Raw genomic sequence first — 4,139 nt, forward strand, 5'->3', positions numbered from 1 at the left:
ACGAGCTCGATCACGTCCTTGTCTACATCGACCTCGTCGAGCATCGGCTCGTTGTCGACTTCGACGTCGACCGCGATCAATGCAGCGAAGACGCATTACTACAGCGTGAACGACAACGGCACGCAACAGGGTAACTACAACAACGACGGCGCCACCGGCATCAACGCGCTGGCAGCGGGTACCAACGCAACGGCGGCAGGCGCGAGCTCCTTGGCCGTCGGTGATGGCGCAAACGCCAGCGCGACAGGCGCGGTGGCACTGGGCCAGAACGCTGTGGCGAGCAACGCTAACAGCGTCGCACTAGGTTCGAACTCGGTGACAGCGGTGGCCAATCCGACAGCATCGGGCGTGATTAATGGCACGAGCTACGCCTATGCTGGTGCAACACCGACGAGCGTGGTGAGCGTGGGCGCACCCGGCGCGGAACGTCAGATTACGAATGTGGCGGCGGGCCAGGTAACGGCGACGAGCACGGATGCGGTCAATGGTTCGCAACTGTACGCGACTAACCAGGCGGTCAACAATCTCGGTAATACAGTCAACAATATCGAGAACGGTGGCGGGATCAAGTACTTCCGTGCGAATTCGACGTTGTCTGACAGTCAGGCGCTCGGCACGGATAGCGTGGCGATTGGGCCAAACGCGATTGCGGCTAATGCAGGCGATGTAGCGCTGGGCGCAGGCTCCGTGACGGCGGTGGCTAATCCGACGGCGTCCGGCACTGTCGGTGGCGTGACGTACGGTTATGCCGGCACGACACCGACAAGTGTGGTGAGTGTGGGTGCGCCTGGTGCTGAGCGTCAGATTACGAATGTCGCGGCTGGACGCGTGTCATCGACGAGCACGGACGCTGTTAATGGGTCACAGCTCAACACGGCTTTTCAGGCTATCAACAGTCTGTCGACCTCGACGATGTCGAATATCGCGTCACTGTCGACCAGCGAGGGAGGAAACAATTCGTTGATCACGTCGCTCTCTACGACCATCAGTCGGTTGTCGACGACGACCATTGCAAACGGTGCGCATTACTACAGTGTGAATGACGGTGGTGCGCAGCAAGGCAACTACGACAATAGTGGTGCGACAGGTTCGAACGCGATGGCGCTTGGTCCGAACTCGGTGGCGTCTGGTTCGAATGGGGTGGCGATTGGTAACGGTGCAAATGCCGGTGCCGAGGGCAGTACCGTGATCGGCGCGAGGGCACTGGTGTCGGGTAACAATGCCTCGGCGATTGGCATGGGCGCTACGGCATCGGCATCGGGGGCCGTGGCACTGGGCGCGAATTCGGTAGCGGACGAGGCAAATACGGTATCGGTCGGTTCGCCGGGCAACGAAAGACGAATCACCAATGTCGGACCTGGTGTCAATCCGACTGATGCGGTGAATGTGTCTCAGCTCAACGCAGTTCAGGGATCCGTGTCTGCCGTTGCGCGGACCGCCTACTCGGGTGTAGCTGCAGCGACGGCGTTGACGATGATTCCGGATGTCGATCTTGGCAAGACGATCGCAGTCGGGATTGGTGCTGCTGGTTACCAAGGCTACAGTGCCGTTGCTCTGGGCTTCACGGCTCGAATTACCGAAAACCTGAAACTGAAGGGTGGTGTCGGAGCGAGCAGCGCGGGACGTACCTACGGCGTGGGCTTGGGCTACCAGTGGTAATCCGCCGGGCAGGCGACGAGTAAATCGCTCGTCGCTTGCCGATCGAGGACGACATTAGAAATTGAAGATGAACGAAATGAAAGAAGAGGTTCAACATGCGTAACGCAATGTTGTGCGTAGTTGTGCTGCTGGCCGGTTGCTCGACCGCAACAGGACCGACGTTCAGCGCGTGGTCCGTCGACCGACAAGATGGAAAGCAGACCTATCGAGTTGATTGCCATGGCTTGATTGAAGGCGCGGGAACCTGCTATCGCAAGGCGCGGGAGATTTGCCATGATCAACCGGTGCGTCCGGTTGAAGATCAGGCGCCCCTGGGTTCAACGACGTCGGATGGCAAGCCGAACACTCGAACCTTGATATTCCAGTGCGGGGAGCAGCCTCAGACGATTGCAGTCGCACCGGTAGTGACGCCGATTTCCGTTCCCGCGCTGAAACAAGTGGCGCTGGCGGGTGATGCCAATTTCGATTTCGGCAAGGCAACGTTGACAATTGCAGCCAAAGAGCGACTCGACAAGTTGATCTCGGACGCGAAGGACATGAGCTTTGGCAAGGTCGTCGTCACGGGTTATACCGATGGCGTAGGATCGGATGTTTACAACATGAACTTGTCGCGAGCACGGGCGCAGGCCGTGGCGAACTATCTGCAGTCACATGGGTTGAATGCCTCTCAGTTTGATATTCAAGGGCGTGGAGCAGCTAATCCTGTTGCAACGAACGGGACTGCGGAGGGCCGGTCGCAGAATCGACGCGTCGAAATTGCGTTGGTGCAGACCTAGAGTAGCCCACTCAGGAGAGTTCGCTTCCGGACGAAGTCCTCGTGCGTATCCGGAGGTGCCTGAGGTTTGAGGATTGCGGTTCTCTGGCCCAGTCGTTCTTTTTATTCTTTGTCGACTTGGCGAGGGGGTCGATATCGGGACCCGTCGATGGACATGAATGCTCGTACGCCATTCCGTAGTGTTGTTGCAATGAGTGCAGAGTTGGTGCTTGCGTGGATAGTCCTTGGATTCGTCGGCGTCGTGCTAGCGGAGCCGCTGCCTGGCACCGGTCCGAAGAATGTGCAGGCTGTGCCGACCACCACTGTGCTCGCACATGCGGCGCAAGAGGTTGGAATTCGCAGATGTTATGACGCGGTCGCTCAAGTGTCTGCGCGCGTATTTGATCACTCTATCCGAGCAGACATCCTATTGGATTGGCAGCGCGCGAATCCCGATATCGGGCCACTCTTTTCACTGTCTGGAATGGAATTCCCGCAGTCGTCGGCGTTGTTGTCGCTCGTTACGGTACCGGGTGTTGGTGGCGGTTGCTCGGTTTTGGCAGAACGTATTTCCAGTGCACCGCTGTCCTGTTCACAGGTGGCACGTAGTGAATTGACCGGCTATCAGGCAACTCAACTAATTAAGTCCGTTATGGTCTACGCCGATCGAGCGCGTCCGCGTGAGGTTGTCGTTCTTGTCGATGCTCCGCCGTCGTGTTTGATTCTTCGCCGACAGGTGCAATTCCAATAAGGGACGGCACCGTGAGAGTGCCGAGCTCTACAGAACGTGGGACTCGCCGCATGTGTGGGCGTTGGATCGACATCGCGATCTAGCCGAGACGTAAGGATGCGAACTCGGTAGAGCAATGGGTTCAGAATGGATGTAATGAACCTGGTGTAAGCGTTTCGATATTTCTGGTGGTGCTGTGACGAACTGATCCTATACCTCTATGGCAAAGCGACAGGGTATATGGATAGTCCGAGGAAGAGGAGTATGAAATGAGCAGCTATCGAACACTATTGGATCAGTTTGATCAGTTCAAGATCGAGATTGAGCGCGAAATTCGAGAAGAGAAAGAGCGTTTTACCGCGCTCGTGGCAACGCGTGTGCGAGAGGTACTGGAGGAGTTCGGTCTCGATATCGACGTGGTTCCCCGCGAACGAAATTCTACTGTTGCGAGAAAAAAGAGGATTATCGTTCCTAAATACTGGAATCCGAAAACGGGTCAGACATGGAGTGGTCGTGGGCGAATGCCGCAGTGGATCATCGGCAAGGATCGCGAGCAGTTCCGGATCGAGCAAGTAGGTGAAAATAGTGAAATTCAAGACGGGTTGGTAGTGCACGATGACCAGAATGGATCCCGCGGCAGTTACCTTGGCCGAGGAGTTGCAGGAAGACCCGAAGTACATTTTTCGGGGAGCCCGACGATTCCGAGCAATGACTGAAGAGTGGTCAGTTCCGATGTACCTTGTGGAGCACAACAGTCTGACGTAGTCGACTCGTAACGGGACTGGTAGGCCGCGTAAAATATTCTCAGATAATCGAGAGTCTTAATAGTGCCAAGTGTAGTTTCACAGTGGGTGCTCGGAGTTTTCTCGTTGAGCGTGTGCTATGGGGAGTTTGTCAATCGCGGGGCCTGTCATTAATGTCGTGTTCGAGGCATATCATGACGCCAAGGAGTCAATATGCCCCGCAAACCGAAAGCCAAACCGGCAGAACTGCCGG

4 protein-coding genes are annotated in these 4,139 nt (G+C 56.6%); all 4 read left to right on the forward strand.

From position 1 onward, the window contains the following. Positions 1-1,659: YadA family autotransporter adhesin (locus RZR99_RS32195; RefSeq protein ID WP_323123737.1), on the forward strand; the 1,659-nt coding region annotated here is incomplete at its 5' end. Between the two features lie 95 nt (positions 1,660-1,754). Then, complete coding sequence (locus RZR99_RS32200; RefSeq protein ID WP_323123738.1) at positions 1,755-2,435, forward strand: OmpA family protein; 681 nt, start codon at positions 1,755-1,757, stop codon at positions 2,433-2,435. Between the two features lie 147 nt (positions 2,436-2,582). Further along, positions 2,583-3,164 (forward strand): hypothetical protein, encoded by a 582-nt coding sequence (locus tag RZR99_RS32205; protein ID WP_323123739.1) that lies wholly within the window; start codon positions 2,583-2,585, stop codon positions 3,162-3,164. Positions 3,165-3,412: 248 nt separating this feature from the next. Next, complete coding sequence (locus RZR99_RS32210; protein ID WP_323123740.1) at positions 3,413-3,859, forward strand: H-NS histone family protein; 447 nt, start codon at positions 3,413-3,415, stop codon at positions 3,857-3,859. Positions 3,860-4,139 lie beyond the last annotated feature (280 nt).

This window comes from Burkholderia alba, assembly GCF_034721475.1.
GTDB lineage: Bacteria > Pseudomonadota > Gammaproteobacteria > Burkholderiales > Burkholderiaceae > Burkholderia > Burkholderia alba.